20 protein-coding genes are annotated in these 22,540 nt (G+C 65.6%); 1 reads left to right on the forward strand and 19 read right to left on the reverse strand.

The window, feature by feature from the left end:
* Positions 1-4: 4 nt before the first annotated feature.
* The 18 genes from ACIG5A_RS10700 to ACIG5A_RS10785 all read right to left on the reverse strand — a co-directional run bounded on the left by ACIG5A_RS10700 (position 5) and on the right by ACIG5A_RS10785 (position 19,818).
* Complete coding sequence (locus tag ACIG5A_RS10700; RefSeq protein WP_397239932.1) at positions 5-1,285, reverse strand: MFS transporter; 1,281 nt, start codon at positions 1,283-1,285, stop codon at positions 5-7.
* 28 nt (positions 1,286-1,313) lie between these two features.
* Positions 1,314-1,886, reverse strand: coding sequence for a peptide deformylase (locus ACIG5A_RS10705; protein WP_397239933.1), 573 nt, complete (start codon positions 1,884-1,886; stop codon positions 1,314-1,316).
* A complete protein-coding gene (locus ACIG5A_RS10710; RefSeq protein ID WP_397239934.1) occupies positions 1,883-3,235 on the reverse strand; it encodes a hypothetical protein in 1,353 nt (450 codons plus the stop codon). Before ACIG5A_RS10710 ends, ACIG5A_RS10705 begins: the two co-directional genes overlap by 4 nt.
* 154 nt (positions 3,236-3,389) lie before the next feature.
* Positions 3,390-4,802 carry a nucleotide sugar dehydrogenase gene (locus tag ACIG5A_RS10715; protein WP_397239935.1) on the reverse strand — a complete coding sequence of 471 codons (1,413 nt, stop codon included), beginning with the start codon at positions 4,800-4,802 and terminating at the stop codon, positions 3,390-3,392.
* Positions 4,799-5,356, reverse strand: coding sequence for an adenylyl-sulfate kinase (cysC, locus tag ACIG5A_RS10720; protein ID WP_397239936.1), 558 nt, complete (start codon positions 5,354-5,356; stop codon positions 4,799-4,801). The genes ACIG5A_RS10715 and cysC overlap by 4 nt, the downstream gene beginning before the upstream one ends.
* Positions 5,357-5,393: 37 nt before the next feature.
* Positions 5,394-6,197 carry a glycosyltransferase family 2 protein gene (locus tag ACIG5A_RS10725; RefSeq protein ID WP_397239937.1) on the reverse strand — a complete coding sequence of 268 codons (804 nt, stop codon included), beginning with the start codon at positions 6,195-6,197 and terminating at the stop codon, positions 5,394-5,396.
* The gene (locus ACIG5A_RS10730) at positions 6,179-6,901 is read right to left on the reverse strand and encodes a polysaccharide deacetylase family protein (RefSeq protein WP_397239938.1); all 723 of its coding nucleotides are present in this window, start codon (positions 6,899-6,901) and stop codon (positions 6,179-6,181) included. Before ACIG5A_RS10730 ends, ACIG5A_RS10725 begins: the two co-directional genes overlap by 19 nt.
* Positions 6,898-8,328 (reverse strand): Ldh family oxidoreductase, encoded by a 1,431-nt coding sequence (locus tag ACIG5A_RS10735; protein WP_397239940.1) that lies wholly within the window; start codon positions 8,326-8,328, stop codon positions 6,898-6,900. Before ACIG5A_RS10735 ends, ACIG5A_RS10730 begins: the two co-directional genes overlap by 4 nt.
* A 4-nt stretch (positions 8,329-8,332) precedes the next feature.
* The gene (locus tag ACIG5A_RS10740; protein ID WP_397239941.1) at positions 8,333-8,761 is read right to left on the reverse strand and encodes a glyoxalase; all 429 of its coding nucleotides are present in this window, start codon (positions 8,759-8,761) and stop codon (positions 8,333-8,335) included.
* A complete protein-coding gene (locus ACIG5A_RS10745) occupies positions 8,758-9,567 on the reverse strand; it encodes a sulfotransferase (RefSeq protein ID WP_397239942.1) in 810 nt (269 codons plus the stop codon). Before ACIG5A_RS10745 ends, ACIG5A_RS10740 begins: the two co-directional genes overlap by 4 nt.
* Positions 9,560-10,414, reverse strand: coding sequence for a sugar phosphate isomerase/epimerase family protein (locus ACIG5A_RS10750; RefSeq protein ID WP_397239943.1), 855 nt, complete (start codon positions 10,412-10,414; stop codon positions 9,560-9,562). Before ACIG5A_RS10750 ends, ACIG5A_RS10745 begins: the two co-directional genes overlap by 8 nt.
* A 4-nt stretch (positions 10,415-10,418) precedes the next feature.
* Positions 10,419-11,399, reverse strand: a complete 981-nt coding sequence (locus tag ACIG5A_RS10755; RefSeq protein ID WP_397239944.1) for a Gfo/Idh/MocA family protein — start codon at positions 11,397-11,399, stop codon at positions 10,419-10,421.
* Between the two features lie 601 nt (positions 11,400-12,000).
* Complete coding sequence (locus ACIG5A_RS10760) at positions 12,001-13,728, reverse strand: FAD/NAD(P)-binding protein (RefSeq protein ID WP_397239945.1); 1,728 nt, start codon at positions 13,726-13,728, stop codon at positions 12,001-12,003.
* On the reverse strand, positions 13,718-14,815 hold the full coding sequence (locus ACIG5A_RS10765; protein WP_397239946.1) for a nucleotidyltransferase family protein: 1,098 nt from the start codon (positions 14,813-14,815) through the stop codon (positions 13,718-13,720). The genes ACIG5A_RS10760 and ACIG5A_RS10765 overlap by 11 nt, the downstream gene beginning before the upstream one ends.
* The gene (locus ACIG5A_RS10770) at positions 14,812-15,951 is read right to left on the reverse strand and encodes a hypothetical protein (RefSeq protein ID WP_397239947.1); all 1,140 of its coding nucleotides are present in this window, start codon (positions 15,949-15,951) and stop codon (positions 14,812-14,814) included. The genes ACIG5A_RS10765 and ACIG5A_RS10770 overlap by 4 nt, the downstream gene beginning before the upstream one ends.
* Positions 15,948-17,135 carry an acyl-CoA dehydrogenase family protein gene (locus tag ACIG5A_RS10775; protein ID WP_397239948.1) on the reverse strand — a complete coding sequence of 396 codons (1,188 nt, stop codon included), beginning with the start codon at positions 17,133-17,135 and terminating at the stop codon, positions 15,948-15,950. The genes ACIG5A_RS10770 and ACIG5A_RS10775 overlap by 4 nt, the downstream gene beginning before the upstream one ends.
* Positions 17,125-18,354, reverse strand: coding sequence for a type III PLP-dependent enzyme (locus tag ACIG5A_RS10780; RefSeq protein WP_397239949.1), 1,230 nt, complete (start codon positions 18,352-18,354; stop codon positions 17,125-17,127). Before ACIG5A_RS10780 ends, ACIG5A_RS10775 begins: the two co-directional genes overlap by 11 nt.
* A gap of 3 nt (positions 18,355-18,357) precedes the next feature.
* Complete coding sequence (locus ACIG5A_RS10785; protein ID WP_397239950.1) at positions 18,358-19,818, reverse strand: class I adenylate-forming enzyme family protein; 1,461 nt, start codon at positions 19,816-19,818, stop codon at positions 18,358-18,360.
* An 881-nt stretch (positions 19,819-20,699) separates the two neighbouring features.
* Between ACIG5A_RS10785 and ACIG5A_RS10790 the strand changes: the two genes are divergently transcribed.
* Positions 20,700-21,317, forward strand: coding sequence for a 2'-5' RNA ligase family protein (locus ACIG5A_RS10790; RefSeq protein ID WP_397239951.1), 618 nt, complete (start codon positions 20,700-20,702; stop codon positions 21,315-21,317).
* 5 nt (positions 21,318-21,322) lie between these two features.
* Here ACIG5A_RS10790 and ACIG5A_RS10795 read toward each other — a convergent pair whose 3' ends face one another.
* Positions 21,323-22,534: an MAB_1171c family putative transporter gene (locus tag ACIG5A_RS10795; protein ID WP_397239952.1), complete on the reverse strand. Its 1,212-nt coding sequence runs from the start codon at positions 22,532-22,534 to the stop codon at positions 21,323-21,325.
* Positions 22,535-22,540: the final 6 nt, after the last annotated feature.

Here is a 22,540-nt window from a genome sequence, read left to right on the forward strand (position 1 = left end):
AACTTCACCGCGTGGCTCGTTTCACACCCGATGTCGAGCGCTCTGCCGCGGAATGAGGCAACGCCAACCTGCTCAATGCGCAGCCAAGCCCGACGAGCACAATCTGTACCGGCCATAAAGCCTCGGGGTAGGTGGCCAAGAGAATCGAAACCAGGGCGGGTGTGATCAGCTTGGCCGCGGTATCGCTCGCGGTGAAGACGGCCAGGTATCGCCCCGGGGACGTGGCGGGCGCCAGCGCCACGGAGACGGTCCAGCCCGCGACATAGGAGTAGACCTCGGCGCCTGAGTTCGACACCACCGCGACGACGATCGCGACCGCCGCGAACGGAATCGGCTCCAAGCGGCCGGACAGGAGATACAGCGCGCCCGCAAGGCAGGTCAGCGCCACGACCCGTGGATACAGTGTGCGCGCACCTGTCAGGGATTCGAAGCCACGCGACAGGGGAATCTGCCAGCACACGACGATGACCGTGTTCAGCGTGAGCAGCACGCCTGCCATGCTGACGGGCAGCAGGGTGTGGCCACTGACCCACAACGGCACGGCGAAGGTGCATGAATACACCTGAATGAGGATCAGGGTGTTGCCGGACGCCAGCGCGAGGTATCTGAAATCCCGGTATGGGCTGCCGCCTGTGGGCTGCTCCTGCTTGGGCTCGGGGGCCGCGGCGGGTGTACCGTCCGGCATCGCGCGCACGAGCAATGCGGCCGCAGCATAGGACAGCGCGTCGATGACGATCAGCCATCGAAAACTGCTCGGCCCTATGCTCATCGCGGCCGCGGCAACCAGTCCGCCAACGGCATAGCCCGCGTTTCGCAGTGATCGCTGCACCGCCAGCAACCGCACCCGATCGGGACTTGCGGCGAACGATGCGAGGAAGGTCTGTCTGGCCGTCCGCCCAGTCTGGTTCGCTATCTGGTTGATCGCGGTGATCAGTGCGAGTGCACCCCAAGACGTGGTGAACAGATACGACACGCAGCACGTTGCGTTGACCAGCAATCCGGCGACGACCATCCGCCGGGGACCGAATCGATCGACTGTCGATCCGATGACGGGCGAGGCGATCAGCGCGGCCCCGGTGGCCGCGGAGATCGCGGTTCCGACACCCACCACGGAGATGCCGTCGACCCTTGTGAAATAGAGCAGGATGACCGGAAGCGTCAGACCGGTGCCGATCGCGTCGATCGTCACCGAGACGTACCAGCGCCGCAGCGTCCCGTCGAAATGGATACCGTCGACACCCAACTGCCGCCGCGCTGCCAGCCGCGCCCTGTGCGTCACACCCATCGCGCACCCACTCCCATCGCGCACTCGCTCAGAACCCGAGACACGCGCGAGCCGATCGCACATCGCAGGCATACGCGCGGTTGGCCACCCCGTGGGTGCACAGACTCCGCGATGGGGCTCGATCGACGAACAGGATCCCGTCCAGGTGATCGATCTCGTGCGCTACGACGCGGGCGGCCCTGCCGTGCAACGTCGCGGTGACCACTCGGGAGTTCGCGAGTTGGGCGGTGTAGTGCACGGTGACCGGCCTGGCGACGACACCGGTGATCCGTGGCACACTCAAACACCCCTCGAAGGCATCCTCGGTGTCCGTGCTCGCCTCGGTGATCCGCGGGTTGAAGTGGATCACCACATCGGGATGATCTGGCGACAGCGCCCTGATCTGGCACATCGAGGCCGCTCTCAGTGCGACGACGCGGAGGGGGACGCCGATCTGCGGAGCCGCGACGGCGATCGCGTCGGGATTGACACGCAGTACGCGAACAAGGTTCTCGCACAGTCGGTCCCGGTTCACGTCAGCGCCGGCCAAGGCCACCGGGGCGGCCGATTCGCGCAGCAGCGCCGATCCCATCGGCACCAACAGGTCGCTCAGCGTAGTCACGATGCCCCCAGCAGGTTGTCGGCGACCGTCTCCTGGGTCGCATAGAGGTCGAACTGCCTGACCTTGCCCGAGTCACCGATCACTGCCTCCGGCGTGGAAACGCCGATCGTGACCTGTGACATTCGTAATCGATCGGCGATGCCTGCCCGCAGCCGATCGATTTCGGCGGCCGCACTGCTGTGCGCGTCGTAGGCGAGGTCGATGTGCAGCGTGCCCGCCTCCCGCTGCGCCACCCGCCATGCCGCGACCGGGAGTCCGTCCAGCGTCGTCTGCAGCCACTTGATGTTGAGATGGCCGCCGTCCGAATCGACTAGGAAGCCGCGCTGGCGTCCCTTGATCTGCCGCACCCTGGCCAGCACCCGGCCACAGGAGCAGGGTTCCGGCACCGGGACGGCACAGTCTTGCGGTGCGTAATTCACAAGGGTCATGGCAGTATTGATCAAGCTGGTGAGCGCCAGGATGTTATCCGGCAGGAAGCGCAGCAACACACGCTCCTCATTCACGTGATAGGTATCCACCTCCACCGGGCATTGCCAGGCGACCTGACCGAGTTCCTGCAGCGCGTAATAGTCACAATGCGCGGCTTCGAATGTCTCCCTGATCACGGATCTGGTGCGCGGGCTCACATTGTCGCCGTGGGTCATCACGAGTTTTGGCGTGAGTGCGGGAACAAGCCCGTCGCGTATCTTCGAGGTAGTGATCAGCAATTCCATCGGCTGGCCCCATATTGCGTCGGGACGGAATTGCGCGCAGATATCGTGCACGGTCGCCCGGTTTTCCGGAGTCACCTTGGAGACATTCAACTGGAGCGCCGGTCCGAGAGCGTCGACGACGTCGAAGTCGAGCAGCGGGTGCCGGGGATCGCAGGTGACCCGGAGGCAGCGCAGGCCGGGGGCGAGCCCGTACGCGTCGAGGACGCGCAGGGAGCATGCCGAACCGTAATCGAGTTGGCGGTCTGAATGGTCGATCGAAATCGGCTGTCCGGTGGTGCCGGAGGTGAATACCCGCAGCACGTCGACGGGGTCGACGAGGCCGGTGTGCAAGGCGTCCCAATTCTCGACGAGATCCTTCTTGTCGAGGACGGGGAAATGCGTGAGGTCGAGTGTCTCGGCGGCCGAGGTGGCAGCGGCGCGCTGCCGGAATGGTCCATGGGTGGCGGCGCGCGCACACAGTTCCCGCAATCGGCCGCGTACATGGTCATCGAGCAGTTCGCGGTCCCACTGAGTGCGACTGAGCAGTGTGTGGTGCAGATCCCATCCGCGGGCGACCGAGGCGGTGACCCGGATGGTCTGGTTGTGCCACCACGCCGGTCTGTTTTCCAGCCCGGCTACGGTTATCGAGGTACTCATCGTTTAATTTCGCAATCATTCGTGAACGAGAATGACCGGGAGTCCGTCCCTGTGTCTTCGACTCCCGGTCCTTCATTGCCTCTTAGGAGGTCTTCTCGCCGAGGATGATGATCATTTCTCGGTCCCTCCCTTCATGCTGTATCCGCTGTTGACGTTATCGGTGAACCGAGCGGATTACGAGGTCTTCTCGCCGAGGATGATGATCATTGCCGGAACCTCCTTTCATTTCTCGATATGCGGCCCCGGCGCTGGGAATCGAGTTCCACGCCGGGAAGGCTTGCGCTCGCGGGCGAGCCGGAATTCCGGCCGTTACGAGCACGCAGCTCGCCTCACGAAGAAATTTGGGTTCGTAAATCGAATGTGGCTGTCCGAGAATCACCAGGTCGACCTCACGGACGGCGTGCTGCCAATCTTCGACGCAGTGCAGGACGATTCGATCGACCTCGAGTCGGCTGACGAAGGGATCGTGGATCGAAACGGTGATCCCGTATTCGTGCAACCGTCGAATCAACGGAACGGCCGGCGTGTTGCGTATATCGTCGACGTCCGGTTTGAATGTTGTGCCGAGCACCAGCACCCGGCAGTCGGCCGCGCTGCCCGATCTGGCGGCGAGTGCCTCCGCGCATTGATCCGCGATTCTGATCGGCTGGCGGGTATTGACACCGTGCGCGAGCTCGATCATTCGCATTGGAGTGCCCGCCCGGCGCGCCGCGTCGGCAAGGTACAACGGGTCGACCGGAATGCAGTGCCCGCCGACGCCGATGCTCGGATAGAAGGCTTGGAATCCGAACGGTTTGGTGGCCGCGGCATTGATGCTGTCCAACACGTCGATCCCGCGCGCCTGGCAAAAGGCCGCGTACTCGTGTATCAGCGCGATATTGACCTGGCGATAGGTGTTCTCCAGGACCTTGGCGGCCTCGGCCTCCTCGAGACCTTTCGTCACGTAGGTGTGCGGCGCCACGCCTCGGTACAGCTCATCGGCCCTGCGTGCACAGACGGAGGTGTACCCGCCGATGACCTTCGGGGTGTTCGTCGCGTTGAAACCCGCGTTACCGGGATCGATCCGCTCGGGCGAGAACGCGAGGCTGAAGTGCACGCCTGCCAGCAACCCGGTCGATTCCAGGATCGGTTTCACGATCTCGGCCGTAGTGCCAGGGGCGACCGTGGATTCCAGGATCACGATCTGGCCGGCGCGCAGATTGTGCGCAACCGAGGTGGTTGCGGCGCGCAAGATCACCAGGTCAGGCTGATCGTCCGGGCCGACCGGCGTCGGCACACAGATCAGGATGGCGGTGCAGTGGCGCAGCTCGTGTGCGTTGTCGGTGACAGTGAGCCGCGTGGCCACCCGTTCGATGTCGCGGTGGGCGATGGTGCCCACCGGGCTTCTTCCTGCCCGCAGCGTGCCCACCACTGCGGCATCGACGTCGAATCCGACGACCTCGTGCCCGGCCTCGGCGAAGGCGACGGCCTGAGGTAGCCCGGCATAGCCGAGGCCGACGACACCGATGCGATACCCGAGCGTCCCCGTTGTCCCGGGTAGCGCAGCGGCTTGCACGAGCGTGGTCATCGCGCGACCTCGTCTCGCATTGCGGGGACGGGGTCGCGCACCAGCCCCATGATGCGGGCGACGCACTCGTCGACGGTCAGCACGGCGGTCTCGAGGTGCAGACTGGGATCGTGGGGCGGCTCGTAAGGGTCGTCGAACCCGGTGACGCCCGTGATCTCCTGTCGTCGAGCCCGTGCGTACAACCCCTTGACGTCGCGTCGCTCGCACACCGCGGCCGGTGCGTCGACCCAGACCTCGTCGTACCGAATTCGTGCGTCGGCGTGCAGTTGCCGGACCCACTCGCGCGCCTCGCTGCTCGGCGCGATCACGGAGACCAGGACCGTCACCCCGTGCCTGGCCAGCATCGTCGCCAGGCGGCCGGTGCGCCGGATGTTCTCCGTGCGATCGGACCAGGAAAAGGTCAGCTCCGGAAAGAACCGGTTGCGCAGCATATCGCCGTCGAGTACTTCTGCGGGCGTGGTCAACGCGGCCGCCACTGCGGCGGCCAGCGTCGACTTCCCGGATGATGGCAAGCCCGTCAGCCAGATGGTCCGGCCGGTCGATGGTGCGAGCATGTGAACTCCAGGTTCGTGATGATCGGGTGGATGTGGTTCAGCTCCGCGGCAGGGCGCTGGCGACCGCGTGCACGAGGCCGAGGGCCTGGTTGAGCAGCCGGACGTTCGGTGCGGCACCGAGCCCGCTTGCACCGACGGCGCGCATCGCCTGGGTGACTCCTATGCGGTCCGGAGCGTTCAGGCCCGCGTACCAGGAGTCCGCCACCGCGCGCGGCCAACCCTTTCCGTTGCGATGCGCGATCACCAGATCCGGCTCGAAGACCACCGCCTGACCCATCGCGCGCAGTGCGTCGACGATGCTGTTGTCGCCGCCCGTGCCGGTCCGCGTGAAACCGCCGCAGCGATGGAATACCTCCGACCGGATCGCGCTGTTGCCGCCCGCGAAGAAGGTCACCGGATCACCCGCCGACACCGTCGCGTAGCGCGCGTCGTATCGGGCCTGTCTGCTGCGTGCGACGAGATTGTCGTCGAAGGCCAGCACTCGGCCGGTGATCGCCGGACGAGCGGGCGAGACCCCGCCGGCAACGATCAGCCAATCACCGCGCGGCACGGCGTCGTCGTCGAGGAAGGCAAGCACGTCGCCGGACGCGTATGCGGCGCCCCGGGCTCGGCTCGGCCCCGCTCCGAGCGGCCGCTCATTGCGAAGCACGGTGACCGGCAGGCCATGAGCCGAGCCCAGTACGGTGGGAGTGGCAGACGCGTCGTCGACGATGACAACCTCGTGCAGCGTCGCGGCGAGGTGCGGCTCCAACTCATCCACGCATTCGGCCAGCGCGCTCAGACATCGGCGCAGCTCATCCGGTCGGCTTCGGGTGGGGATGATCACCGAGATGCCAGGCATTGCCGCCTCCATTCTGTGGTCAGCGCTTGCCAGTTTCCGGCGTCCTGACTCGGCAGGTAGGTCCGGCGAATCGAGTGCGGGGCCTGCGACCATGGCGCGGGCGGACTCTTCACCGTGCCGAACGCGAGCATCGACCTGGGGACCACCGGATGGTCAGGGATACGTCCGTAGGGGTAGGCGAAGGTGGCGGGTGCTCGGCCGGTGACCGTGGCGATCGTCGCGATCGAGTCGGTCACCTCGGTTCGGGCCCGTTCGGCCGTGATCGCGGTGAGATCGGGATGTGTCCGGCTGTGGGCAGCCAATACATGCCCCCGCCCCGCGAATTCGGCGCAGTCCGCCCAGCTCAGGTAGTCGCGCCGATGCGAAGGCAGGTTGGCGGCTGAGCCACCGATGCTGTCGGTGATACAGAAGAGGATCACCCGCACGTCGAATTCGTCGAGGATCCCGGCGGCGTGCACCAGGTTGTCGCGGTAGCCGTCATCGAAGGTCAGCAGCACCGATGGGTGGCCGGGCGGCTGGAATCCGGGCGCAACAGCAGCAGGTTCGATCGCGGGGCCGACCTGCTCGAGCACCAATCCGAGACCGCGCCGGAATTCGTCCGGCGTCAGCGAGGTGTAATGCTGCAGGGTCGGCGAAACGTGGTGGAAGTACAGCACGAGCGGCCACCCCGGCGCGCTGCCGATTTCCGGATTCGCGAGATTCATCGGACGGCCCAACCCAATTCGGCGCAGACCGTGGCCGGAATCGTGACACCGTCACGCTCCGCCTGCGCGGTGTGATCGCGTTCCATCTGGTCGGGAAACCACGGGCGGGCCGGCGGCCGATCATGTCCGGACAACACTGCGGCCTGTGCCTGGTCGATCAGATCGTCGACCAGGTCGGCGGGTTCGGCGCCGAAATGGGCCGCGGAAAACCCGATGAACATCTGGGAACAGCCCATCGTCGTTTCCGGTTGCTTGCGCTGCTTGGCCACCTGCGGGCTGATCCGCTGCCCGGCCAGGATCCCGGCCAGCACCTCGACGATCAGCGTGACGCACAGGCCTTTGTATCCGCCGAAGAGGGGAATGGCTCCGCCGCTGTCCAGATCGGCGGGGTTCCGAGACGGCTTTCCGTGCCGATCCTGCAGCCAACCGGGCGGCAGGATCGCGCCCCTGTTGGCCGCATCCCGGATTTTGCCCGCTGCCACGACACCGGTCGCGAGGTCGACGCAGAACGGTTCAGTATCTGAGGCCGTCGGCGTCACCAGGCATAAGGCGTTGCTGCCGAGTGTGGGCCGTTGGGCTCCCGGAGGCGCGACCGAAGGTCCGGAGGTGTTGGTCAGCAATCCGATGACGCCGTGCCGCTGGAACGGCGCCCGGTAGGCGGCGAGCATTCCGATGTGGTTGTTGTTACGCACCGCGACCGCGGCGAGACCGTATGCGCTCGCGGTGGTGGCGCACCAGTGCGCGGCCGCGTCGGCGGCGAGCTGACCCAGCCCGCCGTTCGCATCGATGGTGGCCGTCGTCGCGCCGAGCTCGGTCAACACCGGAGTCGCGGTGACATCGATACCGCCTGACGCGATCCTGCGGAGGTAGGTGGGCACCAGCGCCACTCCGTGCGATCGATGGCCGCGGCGTTCCGCGTCCACGATGACCTCGGCCACCGTCGCCGCCGCCGTTTCGGCGGCGCCCGCGGCGCGCAGCTCGGTCACTATTCGCTGCCGTAGTTCGGCGATCGTCAGCCGGATGGCGTCGGCACCGGAGGGCCTCGGCACGAAGCGACCCCCGGTCAGCTCCAGCCATCGGTAGTCGGTCGGTGATTGAGTGGGCGAGCCTGCGAGCACAACGACACTGCGCCGCGCCCCAGCGATCGATCGGTAACCGGACAACGCCTGGTGTCCGACGGTGTCGCCGCCGTCGAGAACCGTGAGGTTCCCCGCCTCGGGAGCACCGCGGAGCACCTGTCCGTATCCAGGCCGGGTTCGGCCGGCGAGCAGGGCCATCATCGCCTTCCTTGCCCTCGAATCGAGGCCGGAGACGAGCACCGACTCACCCGGCGCGATGTGCAGATCCGCGCCACGGAGCACGACCTGTTCGTTGTTATCGCGGCCGAGTGCCAGCACCACATCCACGAGATCGATTACGGATGTCATGGCCCTACTCCCAGTTCTGATCGGCCGAATCGCGGCACATGAACTCGAGCCGATTCCCGACGTGATCGAAGGCGTAGCAGCGGCGAAAGCCAGGAAATTTGGCGTCCCATTCGACGTCGACACCGCATTCCGAGAGCCAGGAGGCCAGCCCCTCCAGATCCTCGACCAGAATTCCTGGGTGCGCCTTGCGGGCCGGGCGGAAGTCCGCCTCGACGCCGAGGTGGATCTCCAGCGAGTCCGCGCGCAGCCAGAGCCCGCCGCGGCCGGCCAGATCCGGTGGTTTGCGCAGTTCGGTCATGCCGATGATGTCGACGTAGAACTTGCGGCATTCGGCCTCGGAGCCAGGCGGAATGGCGAGCTGCACGTGGTGCAGACCCAATCCGAACGTGTTGGTGGGTTGGGCGCTGTACGGTGCGCCGTCAACGGTTGTCACGATGTTCGAGTCCCCTTGGTCGTATTGGAGCTGTGTGCTTGATCGAGCAGGCGGTTCCATACTCGGCCGATGTCCTTCGGCAGCGAGTGGTCGACCGTGGACTGGTGCTCGATCAGTCCGGCGGCGAAAGGAGCCAGGTTCAGGTCTATGGCCGCGGATAGTCGCCCGAGCCCGTCGCCCCGGCAGAGGCTGTCGTAGTCGAGGACCGTGCACCGAGTCGGATCCGCAGTCCACGGCAAGCCGAGCCACGGGCCGTGCCAATCGGCCCATTTGGCCAATGCGTCAGCCCGGTCGACCGGTCTCCACGGCCGGTCGCCACGCCATCGCAGCATGGACGCCGCGACCGCGGCCGGATGGCGGATCAACAGCAGCCAATGGGCGTCGGGAAAGATCGGTGACAGCGCTTCCAGCTCCAGCAGATGCTCGTTGTATTTCTCGCCGTACCGCGATGCCGGCGCATAGCACTCCTCGATGATGCTTCGGCGTAATGCGCCTGCATCGGCGACTCCCCCGCGGGCAACTCGCGCCGCTGTGGTCCGCAGTACCCGCTCGACTCGCAGACGCCACGTCACCGAATGAGTGCCGTACGGCTGTTTGCGATCGAGGGCGTGCAATATCTCGTCGGCCCGGAAATGTCTGCCGCGGATGTCGGCGTCGGTGCACCAGCGCTGCAGCAAATAGGCCAGCTTGCCGTTGATGGTGAAGATGCCGCCGACCGTGTCGAACGCCGCATCGAGGACCGAAGCCAGTGCCGTGGTTCCGCTGCGCTGCGCGCCGACGAGCAGCAGCGGTGGATGGCTAGACATCGGCGCCCACCCGATCCAGCCAGGACCGCAGCTGTTGCATGCAGACCACGCTCGCCTCATGACCCCCGGCCGAGAATCCGGAGCCCCAGGGGTTGTCTCGTTCCTCCGCGGTCAACTCCCGATCGACCCGCCAGTGTGTCTCGAGGCTCACGTAGCCCGGGTAGGCATCGGCCGCGAGTGCGGCCAGAATCGCGGGCCAGTCGAGGGCGCCGTCGCCGAGCCGGACATAGGCCCGCGTCCCATCGGGGTCCTTCACGTGCACATGCCGGACCAAACCCTTGGCCAATCGGTAGTCGTGCGGGAACGGCGATTCCGTCCATCCGCTGAATACACTGTTGCCGGGATCCCAGAGGATGCCGACGTCGTCGCGGCCCAGCTCGTCCAGGAAACGCACCGCGTGCTCGACGGTTGGTGTATTGGTCCGGGTCCCGGTCTCCAGTACCAGCGGCGTCGGCAGCCGAAGCCCCGCGAGCAGCAGACCGACCGTCTTCGCCGCGGTGGCGGGGTCGGGCGCTTCGTCCCGATAGAAGCTGAACACCCGGACGTGTGGTGCGCCCAACCGGGCCGCCTGGCCCGCGGTATGGACCAGCATGTCCCGGGCGGCCGCGAGTTCCGCGTCGGTCCTCGGTAGGTGGTGCTTGAAGGTCGGCGGGGCAAACCCCGCCACGGTTAGACCGGCCCGCTCGACCGTGGCCTTGGCCGCGTTGAGCTGTTCCGGCCCGAGCTGATGCGGCGGTGTCTCCCAGGCCGAGCGGATCTCCACAGCGGCAAAGCCCAACTGCCGCGCCGTATCGACGGCCAACTCGTGATCCTGTGAGATCTCGTCACCGATGACAGCCAGTTTCATGGGACTACCCCCTTCCGTGCGAGACGAAGCCATCGAGCAGCCCGGACAGCATCGTGACGACGCCGCCGCTGCGCCGCAGGGCGGCGAGCTCGAGCGGCCGAATGCCAAGCGCGGCATCGGCGAGTTCCCGGTAGACCTCGGTCCGCAGCCACTGTGCCGGGCGGGCGTCGCGCTCGACGGCGTCGTCGTCGAGCTGGCCGGATATCCTGCCGTCGCTGATTTCCACCCAATCCCGTCGACCGAGCACGGTGAGCCGCTCGATCCGGGCCGTGGCATTCGTGGTGACGATCACGGTCAACTGGGACCCGTTGCGGAACCGGACGAAGGCCGATTGCTCGACGTCGATCCCCGGTGCGACCTCGGCTCGCGCCAGCCGTTCGACGGAGGCGGGCTCGCCGAGCAGCTGACCTGCGAGGTCGAGGTAGTGCACGCCGAGGTGCGCGGTCACGCCGCCCCAGGCGAGGGCTGGAGCCGAACGCCACCCTGTGCCGCCGTAGTGTTCGGCGGAGCGGGGGCGTGACACCAGCAGCGTGGCTTTCGCCCCCTCGAACCGCCGCGGGGCATCGGACCGGAGTTGCTCCGGCAGTGCGAAGCGGTGCTGGAACATGACGGCCGCGAGCCGGTCTGCGCGATCAGCGGCCTGCAGGAGCCGGTCCAGCTGCGCACCGGTGGCGGCGGGCGGTTTCTCCAGCAACACATGCTTGCCTGCCTCGAATGCGCGCAGTGCGACCGCTTCCGCGGCGCCGGGCGGCAGGCAGATCGAGACCATGTGTACGGCTGGATCGCCGAGTGATTCCTCCAGTGCGGTGACGGGAATCGGGCTGTCGGCGGCGACCGCCGGATCGGTATCGACCGCGGCGTGCATCCGGCAGGTATCGAGCCGGGTCGCTGCGGCCAAATGCTGTCGGCCCGCGCGCCCCAATCCCACGAGTGCGATACCGAGCCTGGGCGTATCGCCGCCGCGGGGCCGAATCACTGCGGTCACGGATCCACCTCCCTGCATTGTGAAATCATCTGATCGAAACGAACTATTCGGATGAATCTCGAACTCGTCCGCTCATGAAGTAACGCTACGGAGTCGACATCCACGCAGCGTCGACAAGACGTATACGAGCAGTTCAGATGGCATTTTTTGGATGATTCGACGGACGCTGGGCCGGTGTGTGCCAAGAATGTGGCCGGTTCGACGGGAAATGCGCAAAAGGTGCTCGTATATCGCGCGTATTCTGCATGTATACCCACCTCGGCGATGATTTGAATTATCGAGCCGACCGGTTACCGCCGTTCCGGCAATATTCACTACATAATATGAGGTATCGAGCATGCCGAAAAACGTGCGACAGAGGTCGTCGCAACTGTGGCGAATTATCGCCGCGGTCAGCATTTCGCTGTCCATCGTGATCGGCGGTGCGGCGGCTGCATCGGCTGCACCGCCCGCGCCGCCGGAGCATACGAACGATTGGGGTTCGCCCGGTCCCTGACACGACCCCTCGGGTACGCACCGGCAGTGTGCCGGCGACGGCAGACGATTCGTCGCCGGCACACTGCTGCCGCATGTCATCGGTCATTCGACAGCGCACCGCCGGTCATGTCCGTGCGGTCGTCGTGTCCAGCACGGCCTCGACGACCGTCGTCGCATCTGCGAATGCTCGTGAGGTGCTGTTCGGTGAGGTGACGTAGTGGTTGTAGTAACTGGACCCCTCGGCGAGCGGCCCGAGGACGAACAGGGTTCGCGACGTGGTGCCATCGCGCGCGACCGGGTTACCGGCGCGGGTCAGCGTCGAGCCGATCTCCAGCGTGCCCGCGGTCCGGGCAGTCAACCGGCCCTTGGCGATCAGATCGCGGACGATCCCGTTCTCCGACACGCTGGCGGTCGGCGGGTTCAGATAGGCCGCGATGGCGAAGTCGGCCCGCTCGCCGCACGGTACCGCCAGCCGCGTTGAACGCACCATCCATCCGTCGCCGTCCCAGCTGATCTCCGGCGAGGGACCCGGTCCGAGCCGCAGGATGCCGCAGCTGATCAGGGCGGACAGTTCCAGATTGCGCTGCGCGGGCGGACCGATCACCAAGCGGTTGATGATCGCGGTGAAGGTGCGGAAGAAGTACTCCTGCGATTTCTCGTTCAGCCCGGGCGCGTCGACGATGAGGCGCAGCACACTCAAGTGGTCGCGGAAAAGCTCCAGCGCGTACTTGAGCGGGCTATGGTCGACCCCTGCCTCGGCCTCGACGAGGTCCTCGTCGATAGCCGTCACATACCACTTCTGGAAGGCCGCTGCGTCGGCGAGAGCGTACTCGGGGACCGCGTCGAAAAGGATCTCGGCCAGGCTCCCGGTGAGCTCGGTGCCGCCGGCGTGTGCGTATCGATGTTCCAATTCGGCCAGCACGAGGGGGAGCACATCCGCGTCGAAGTCGAGTTCGCCGCGCGGTCGCGGGGTACGCAGTTTCGCGACGGCATCCGGCGTGAGGAACCGAGGGGGTTGTCGTTCGGTGGGGTGATCGGGTAGACGGGGCAGAGCTCGAGCCGGCAGGCCGCTGCGGCTGCAGAGGACGATTCGTGGTTCGCGTCCGCTCGCCAGGTAGTCGAGGCGGCGGCCACGTGTGCGGTACCGGCCGCCTCGTCCGACGGTCAGCGCCGCGATGACGTCGACGGCCGACAGCCCGGATCCGACCACGGCGACCGTCGCCTCGGCCGGTATTCCCGCCACAGTGTTCGGTAGCGGGTAGGGCGCTCCGATCCACCGCTGCGGATCGGCGGCCGGATCCGCACTCGATACTGCCGCCACACCGTGGTGGCCAACGGTGAGGATCACCGTGCTCACCGATATGCGTACCCCAGTGTCCAGCCGGACCGATTCGCCCGGTCCCATCGGTAACGGGTCGATGGTCTCGGCGACGGCGCGATGGTGGATGATCCGGCACCGCGCGGACGCGACGATGCGCCGCGCGGCCCATGACAGGTACCTGCCCAATACTGAGCGCGGGAGGTGATCCGTCGGCAGTGGCGGGCGGTCTCCGTTCCTACCGTCGGCGACCCGCACGTGATGGTCGCGGGCCCATTCGAACAACGTCGGACCACGAGAAGAGTCTCCCCGGGTCGATGGGGCGGCGAACGCGGACACATATCCGCATGCGGTGTGGAGCACGAGGTAATCGGGCTGGTCCGGCCGATGCGTGCCGACGCCGAGCTCGCCGCGTTCGATAACATGCACCGTCACGTGAGACTGCGGTGGCGTGCAGGCGACCAGCCGTTCCAACACGTTCAGCCCCCGCGGCCCGCAGCCGATCAATGCGATCGAGATGCCGTCAGTGTGCATGGCTGGCGGGCCCGCCCAGGAGAGCGGTGCTGCCGCCGGGACGGTGGAAGGTGCGGCCGTCCGCTCCCATGGCCTCGGCAAGCCACTCCGGGGCGGCGTATTCGAGGAGGTCGAGTTCGTCGGCGATCGTGGTATCGAACAGCAAGTCGGTATGGCGGCACACCCACGCCATGGGGCGGAACAGGTCGTGCTCCCCGATGATCTGCCCGACCGACTTGCGCGCGGCGGCATCGAGTCTGCGCCACTCGCGCAGCACGTCGCCGAACAGCGCCAGTGCGATGCCCTTGATTCTGGTGAACCGATCCAGCCAACCCTCACGGAACAGGTGCAGGCAGGTGAACAGGAACGAGTACTCGGCACTGAGAACAGGCAGTTCCGGGTCCGTTCTGCGAGTGTCCATGACGGGGTCCATCGGCACGGTCCACGGAGCGTTGTGCCAGGTGAGCGAGTTGGCGACATCCACGATGACGACGGGTACCAGGAGGTCCGCGACGACCCGATGAAAATGCGGCAGGTGATCCGGGGAAAGTTGATACGTCCGCAATTCTGTGCGGGAGCGCGGAACCAGGGTCTTGGTGGCCGGATCCCAGACGTTATCGGCGATGAAGCCGAGTTCCAGCAGTTCCGAGCGAAGTTCGCCGCGATGCCGCGGGTGGATCATCAGGTCGATGTCGTTGAAAACGCGTACGCCGGAATTGTCGTAGAGGGCGGTCTGTGCGACGACGCCCTTGGTCCAGGCGAACGACAGGCCGACCGCCTGCAGATGCGTCGAGATGGCGACCGCGTGCCGGGTCAGTACGGCGGAGCGGTGCTGAGCGGCTTGCAGAAGTCCGTAGAGCGGGTTGCGCAGCGGCACGGGTATGGATCTGCGCAGTCCATGTCGCGTCACGAAATCGGCCAGCGCGGCGCCCAGTTTGTGGCGCATCGCGTGCTCGATCAGCCGTCCGTGGTCGAAATCGGGGCTGGACAGTAGTCCGGCCCGGGCATCCGGCTCGGCGTCGAGGGCCTGGAGTTCGGCGACCATCGTCAGCACGGACCACTCGTCGACACCGATGAAAGGCGTCCACGTCACCGGGGGACTGGTCATGTCAGGTTCTCCTCATTCGGGACGAACAGGGTCGGCGTAGCTCGGTCGCAGTGCCGGGACGGTGTCCAACGCAGCAGGTGCACGGGCACGTCCGCGACGAGTTCGCGCAGGGCGTCACGCAACGAATCCGCGCTCTCCACCTCGGCGCCCGGCGACAGCCACTGTGTTCGGTAGGCCGGATCGGGTACCAGCGCGTGATCGAGGACAGCACTCAGCGGATCGGCCGGATCGGCCCACAGGGGCCGATCGGATCCGTCGGCCGACAGCACGACGATGCGATCCAGCCGAACGCCACTGACGAAACCGCCGCCCACCAGCTCCGCGACCTCGCGATTGGTCAGGGAGATCTTGCCCCCCGGTGCCAGGGCCGGACCGTTGTCCCGGTGCCGGGCCAGACCCGAGGAATCGTTGATTTCCAACGCCTGGACGGCCCCACGACCGAGCCGGGTCGTCGACGGCAGGCCGATCATCCACCACTTGTCCGCGTCGAGATCCCGGAGCACCAGCAGGCGGTCGGTGGCTACACAGCGACCGCCCGTGGCGGCGACCTGCACCGATGCCGTGGTCTTACCCGCGCCGGAGTGGCCAGGCAGCATGATGCCGCTACCGTCGGGCAGCACGCAGCCTCCGGCATGGAACATGAGCGCACCCCGCTGAACGAGGTGTTCACGAACCAGTTCGCGCAGGATCCGGGCTGTGGCGACGGCGGCGCCCGGGATGATGTCGCCGATCAATACCCAGGACCGGAAGTCCTCGGTGACCAGGACGTGCTGCCACGCGTAGCCAACGCCGGAGGCCAGCACGTGGAAGCCGTCCTCGGTCGTCCACGAGCTGTACCACCAGCCGGCGAAGGATTCGACGGCCGTGCACGCACGGATTTCCCCGGTCGCACGCACGTCGGCGGCGAGGTCGGCGTTGACCAGCACATGCAGCTCGTAGGTGGCCGAACGAACGACGGACGCCGGTTCGGCGGTGTGATACTCGGCCGAGACCGCGGCGCGTACCGCGTCCACCTCGCTGAATACCTCGAACCCGACATCGAACCACTCGGCGGGTACCGGCGGTCTCGCCATGGTGGCGGCTCGTGCGATCCCCACCGTGGCGCGCAGGGAGTTCGTATCGATACTCTGTTTCACAGCAGACCCACATTTCGGTCGAGTAGTGCCAGCGCACCGTTCGCGCTCCACAGCTGGTCATTGGAGTAGTTCAGCGCCGCCGAACGCAGATCGCGGAACGTGCGCTCCAACCGCAGCGGCGAATCGGCCGAGTACCCCGCCGCGAGCCCCGCCAACTGAATCATCCGGTCCACGGCGCGGAACGTGAGTTCGGACGCGGCGAGTTTCAGCGTGTTCAGATGGATCTGCCGACGGGGGACATCCAGCGTCTGCCCGCCTGCCCAGACCTCGTCGACAGATTCCCGCACCCGGTCCAGATAGGTGCCGACCAGTTCCAATTCGAACCGAATTCGAGCGATTCGCTCACGCAACAGCGTCGAGGACAAGTCTCGGGAGCTGTCCCGGCTCAGCATCCCGATCAACTGACGGAATGCGGCGTGTGCGGCGCCCAGCCAGCAAGCGCTCCAGCCGATGTGACCCACCGGGATCATCGTCTCGGTCGCGATGATTCGGAATCGGCCGGGCTCGCCGATGACATCGTCGGCGCGGACCGTGCCGATCAGTCGAAGCGCGCCGCTCTCCGTACCACGCATGCCGAGTGTGTTCCAGGCGCCCACCGGCTCGATCGTCAGCGCCGAGCGTTCCGCGTACACCAGGGACACCGAGTGCCGCCCGGCCTCCGCGCTCGCCCGCATCGTGATCAGGAAGGCGTCGGCGTGCATACCTCCCGTGACAACCGGGGCGCTGCGGGACAGCAGTACCTCCGTACCTGCGGTTCGCAGGGGGTCGTCGACGCTGAGCAGGCGACCACCCGAAGTCTCTCCGGTCGTCACCGATGCGAGGTAGAGCTCGCCGTCGGCAATCCGGGGCAGGACATCGCCGAGCAGGCGTGGATTCGCATGCCGCACAAGCACTTCCACCTGCTGGCAGTGCATCGCCCAGATCATGGCCGTCGAGAGGCATCCGCCTGCGAGCGCCTTCGCCGTACGGACCAGCCCGGCAAGATCGCCGCCCATGCCCCCGTACGCAACGGGAACGAGGTAGCCGAGGTACCCCGCGCGGCGTAGTGCGTCCATGCTCTCGGCCGGGAACCGTGCCGCACGATCTACCTCGGCAGCGTGCTCAGCCAGTACTCCGACTACCGAGTCCAGATCGGACCGATCGCTTTCCCGAAGCACCCGATCCTGAGTCGACTCACTCGACAAGATTCACCTCACTCGATCTCAATTGAAGGCGCCGAACGGACTGCACTCGGCCGACATCGACCGTGACTTCCACCGGCATCGGACGGCTGAGGAAGCCGACCAGACTGGCGGAGAGCCCGTACGCGCCGACGTTCGGGACCGCGAGTAGCTGGCCCGGTCGGGGGTTGGCCAGCGTAGCCGCGCGATTGAGAACGTCCAGCGGTGTACACAGCGGACCGACCAGACTCACCGGCATCCCATCGGACGGCTCGGCGCCGACGGTGCGCGGCTGCGTGCTCGGCGACATCAGCCGCCCCAGGCCGGTCATACCACCCAAGACATTCACGCCCGCGTCCAGCAGCACGAAGGTCTGCCCGGACGACCGCTTGATGTCGACCACCGTCGTCAGCAGCGTGCCCGCGGTGGCTGTCAGGTACCGGCCCGACTCGAACAGGATTCGCGGTTGTCCGCCGCGCCAGCCGGGAAAGCATTCGTCCAGCGTTTCGGCCAGTCCCTCAGCCAGATTCGGTAGGGCGACCCTGACACCGGGTTTTGCGGACGGAGCCGGAAAGCCACCGCCGAGGTCGAGAACGCGGGGAGTGAATCCGCAGCGGCCGACGGCGTGCGCGGCGGTCGCCACCGACCGGCGCAGTTCGGCCAAGAGCGCGGCGGGATCTTCGATGTTCGTCGCGGAGAAGGTGTGGGTGCCGATCGGACGTGTCGGCCCTGCCGGGCGGAAGAGCGCAGCCAAGTCGTCCGCCGCGTCCAGGTCGACGCCGAACGCGGTCGATCGGCCCGTCATGCGCAGCGACCCACCTCTACTGCCGCTGGGCCCATTGATCCGAACGAGGTAGTCCGCTTGATGGCCAGTTCGTTCGCACACCTCGGCGAGCCGGTCACGGTCGGCCAGGGATTCGACTGAGAACGTCCGTACGCCTGCCCGGAGCGCCTGGCGCATTTCGCACGGTGTCTTACCGGGACCGGTGTAGAGCGCGCGGTCCGGGGTGATCACGAGGTCGAGCTCGCCCGGCGAGCTCACCTCCGGAGCCATCCCTTCGGCGGTGAGCGTCTCGACCACCGCCGGGTGCGGGTTGGCTTTCACCGAGTACAGCACCTCGGAACCGACTGGCAGCTGGCTGCGCAGCTGGTGCGCCGACGAGCGAAGTTCGCCGAGATCATAGACGTACGCTGGGGTGCCGTACTTGCTCCCGATATCAGCGAACAGCGTGTCCCCGAGCATGTTTCACCGCACCTTTCCTGCTGTCGCGGACAGGGCCGCACGGTCGATCTTGCCGTTGGCCGTGCGCGGCAACTCCGCGACAACCACGCACCGGTCCGGCGTCCTGGCCGCACCGAGCCGGTCGGTCAGTTCCCGGAGCACCTCGGCAGGTGTGCGGCGGGTTACGGCCCAAACCGTCAGTACGCCTTCCGGTCCCGGCGGGACGGCCGCTGCGGCTTCGACGCCGGGCACGTCCAGCATCGCGGTCTCCAATTCCTGGGTGCACATCCGCCAACTTCGGCGCTTGAACAGGTCGTCGTCCCTGCCGACGAAATACAGGCGACCGGCACTGTCCAGGTATCCCTTGTCACCGGTGAACAGCGCGGGCCCGGCATCGTCGGGCCCGGGACGGAAGCGCTGTGCCGTCTGTTCGGGCGCACGCCAATAGCCGTCCATCACATGTGGTCCCGCGACAACGACCTCGCCGATTTGCCCTGTCCGGAGCGGGATTCCGGCCTCGTCGACGATCCACAATCGAGTGCCGGGGAGCGCACGGCCGACAGTGCCCGGGTATGTAAGGTCCTCATCCGGTTCGGCGATCGTGATGCGCTTGCACTCGCTCATGCCGTACATGCAGACCAATGCCGCGGTCGGAAATCCGGCCCGCAGATGTTGCGCGTCTTTGCCGACGAGCGCGGCGCCGGTATTGGTGAACAGGCGCACGGCGACCGGCCGAGTGTCCCGAGCCGCCAGCCGGGCCAGCATCTGTGCGAGGGTAGGTACTACCGGAACAACCGTAGCTCCGCTGTTGCGCAGCAGCGTCAACTCATCGGCGGCGGCGTGCCCTGCGGGCAGCACCAGTTCGGCACCGGAGAACGCGCACAGGAAAATCTGGTAGAGGCCGTAATCGAAGGACAGCGGCAGCCGGGTCCATACGACATCGCGGTGTGTGTAGCACAGCCGCTGGGCAATGGCCGACGTGGCGAACGCGATGGCACGGTGCCTGCACACGATTCCCTTCGGCCTGCCACTCGACCCCGAGGTATACAGCAGCAAACCGATGGCATCGTCGCGGTCGAGCGGCGAACGAACCGACGCGGATATCGGCATCCGGTCATCCAGCAACTCGGCGGGGGCGACGACGGGCACACCGGACACGCCGATCCGATCGGTCACGACGATGACCGGTTCCGCATCGTCGATCAGCCAGTCCAGCTCGAACTGGGAGGCCGCGCCGTTGGCCGGAACAAGAACTGCGCCCAGGCGAAGTACACCGAACAGCACAGCGACGAATTCCCGCCCCGACGGCAGTACGGACAGCACTCGGTCGCCGGGGTGGACGCCACGCTCCACGAGCCCCTCCACCACCAGCTCACTGAACCGGGCGACCTCACGCCAAGTCCAGGTGCCGTGATCGTCGGTGATACCGCGACAATGCCCATAAAGTTGTGCCGTGCGATCGAGCTGCAGCACAATGTCATCCACACAGCTCAGCGGGTGCAAGCTCGCGTGGCGAATCAATTGTCCGCTCCTCTCCGTCCGACGATGTAGAAAACGAGTCGGGCCGAACAGGGGCTACGAACTCCCGATTACCGTATCGACGCGGCCGGAACGCCTGCGAGTCACGAACTTCCGTTACCGGCAGGCCGGAATGCTCAGGACAGTGCTGGATTCTCTACGCCGCACAGAAGATTCAATTCGACGTGTCGTTCCTGCCAGGGATTGAAGTATGCAAGTTGATCGAATCGCCCCGGGATGCGGCCCGAACGTACTTCAGTGAATTTCGGGGCACAGTCGACAACCAGGTGGTTCCGGTGCCGAACATCGCTCAGGAAGTCGACACCCTTGAACCAGTTTTCGATGTCGTCCGCGACGATATCGCCGTGTCGCGTCAATTATCGGACGCTCTGCGCACTTTCGCCGCCAACACCAGCACCGATGCCGACCGATGGCCGCTCGTCGCCTGCGCAGGAGCCGGTCCGGCAGGAGCATTGGTTCGATGTCGGCGCTCGAATTCAGCTCGAAGACAAGTCGTTCGGCGGTGTCGGCCGATCGTGAACAGGACGACCATCGGGCCCTTCGCATCCCACTGCGCGCATGAGTCCCGTAGCGTGGATCGCCGATCGGCAGGGTTCAGCGCTGGCCGCGGTTCGAGATGCCTGGGAGCGTGTTGCGCAGGGACTGGCGTAGCCTGAGCCGGGCTGAGGATATTGAGGCCGGTCGCTCGCCATGGGCTCGATCGGCACTGCGAGGTGCTCGGCATCTCAATCTACCGATGGCCATCTGTCACGGCCTGGCGTTGTAGAATTCTGCCGCCTGCCTGTGTAAGCCATATTCCGATAATCGGAAGGGATGAAACTATCGCTGTGGACACGTTTATGGTTGACCAGCTGAAGCTTCGTTGGCCACCGGACTGGACGAAGTTGCATGTTTATTTCGTACCCGATCCGGTTGAGATCAAGCCATTGATTGATGCTTACGGGAGTATTGTCGATGATTTTGATTTCGTGTCACGACAGCCTGATGAATGGTTGCATTCTACGATAATGGTAGTCGATGGTATTCCGGCTCGCGATGTGACCGTCCAGCAGCGAACCGAGTTTAAGGAGCGGTTACGGCAGGTATTGATAGAGTTGCCTTCGTTCGCGGTGACGTGTGGGCCCGCAATCGTGCGTCGCAGTAGTATTGCCTTGGAGATGGTGCCTGATCGGGATTTTGCCGAGTTGGTCGATCGCGTGAAAACCGCTGCGGGTGATGTTTTTGGGTGGGAGGCTGTTCAGTATTCGAGCGGTCGGCCGCATATCACTTTGGGTTACGCTACAGGCGATGGGGACTCGGGCATTATCCAGTCCAGATTGCGCGATGTAACCGATCTTCATGTGACGCTCATGGTGGACAATGTTCGGCTGGTGGATGTCCGCGTGGATACTGAACTCTGCCAGTTCCGTTGGGAGGAACTGGCGGTTCTCCGGATGAAGGGCTGAAAAGTCTACCGTTTTTCGGGCGCGGCAGAGCCGAGTTCTTCGCGTACTCGCTGGCGTATCTGCTGGACGACGAGGTCTTGCGCGAAGGCCCGCGAGACACGGATGAGCCAGTCTCTTTCAGCGCTGAGGTCTCCGGCGCCGATGTGCGACGCTTCAGCAGTGGATGGAGCGGTGTGAAAGCGAACGCCGACAGCGTGCGCTTCGATCGCTCCAGCGGTCACGGCGGCCTCGACGACGACCTGGACCTGGTCACCGGTGATGCCGTGATGATGGGCGGCATCGGTTGCCCAGCGACGGAGTTGGGGGTGGCAGTGCGCGCGTAGGGCGAGGTTCGCGTCCCGTATCTCGATCACGCGGCGATAGATGCTGAACTCGTCGCCGCTGTCTTCGATTGGTGACAGATTGATCTCGGGAAGTGCGTGGTGCACTTGACGCCAGAGTGGTGTGAGTTCGCGGTCGTACCTGGCTGTGCGGGCACGTCGTATCGGGGCTCCGATATATCGGATCACCAGCGGAATGACTGCGCCGATGGCGATCAGTGCCGCGGCTGTCGAAGACAGGAGCGCGGTGATGAGTGCTTCTGCCGCGACCGGTTGGGGGCTGATTCGATTGACGACGAGGACGACCGTCTTCCAAGCTGCCCATAGCAGTCCAGCGAAGGCGCCGACCATCATGGTGTTCAAGCCGATGCGAAGCGGTCGTTCGGGGGTCGCTGCGGAGTATCGGCGGATGAGTGCTAGGAACGCGGCAAATGCCGAGGCGCAGTAGGCGCTGAACAGAACCAGGTATGCGGTGATCGGCAGGCTATTTCCGTAAACAGTAACGAATTCGGCCGTGAATCGAGTGTCGCCGATAATGAGCAGCACCCCCATGGACGTGCTGACAAGAGCGGCGGCCGTCGCGTGGCGGATAACGAGACGGCGGGCGTTCCCAGGGTCTCGGACCGTGTATGCCAAAATTGCGAAGACGCACCACCCTGCTGCGATCACGATGCTGTTTCCCAACCAGCGGGTCAGGTTCGGCAGCGGTTCGAAGGCACTCGCGAAACGCAGTGTGCTAGGAGCTATCACGACAGCGGCCAAGCCCAGCAGAACAAAACAGGAGATGGCGTAGCATGATGCTGGGTTGGTGTCTTTTCGTCGATGGTGCTGAATGCCTTTGGAAATAGCAATGATTAGACAGAGTGCGCAGACGGCGTACTTGACGGAATCGATCACGGTGCT

Source organism: Nocardia sp. NPDC052566, from assembly GCF_044547285.1.
Classification (GTDB): domain Bacteria; phylum Actinomycetota; class Actinomycetes; order Mycobacteriales; family Mycobacteriaceae; genus Nocardia.